The sequence below is a fragment of the Streptomyces sp. NRRL S-350 genome, from assembly GCF_000719705.1.
Classification (GTDB): domain Bacteria; phylum Actinomycetota; class Actinomycetes; order Streptomycetales; family Streptomycetaceae; genus Kitasatospora.
Genome location: NZ_JOHO01000246.1, coordinates 1 through 214 on the forward strand (window position 1 = coordinate 1; position 214 = coordinate 214).

At 69.6% G+C, this 214-nt stretch carries 1 protein-coding gene; it reads left to right on the forward strand.

Annotated features, from left to right (window positions below; all coding sequences use genetic code 11):
• Positions 1-214: acyltransferase domain-containing protein (locus IF30_RS43015; protein WP_037903361.1), on the forward strand; the 214-nt coding region annotated here is incomplete at both ends.

Genomic DNA, 214 nt, shown 5'->3' on the forward strand with positions numbered 1-214 from the left:
GGCGGTGGTGTTCGGTGCCGACCGGGAGGAACTGCTGGCCGCACTGGCCGCCGTAGCCAACGGCACACCCAGCCCCCAAGCCGTCCAAGGATCGGTGCGGGGCGGCAAGATCGCGTTCCTCTTCACCGGCCAAGGCGCCCAACGACTCGGCATGGGCCAAGAGCTGTACCAGACCCAGCCGGTGTTCGCAGCCGCCTTCGACGACGCCTGCACC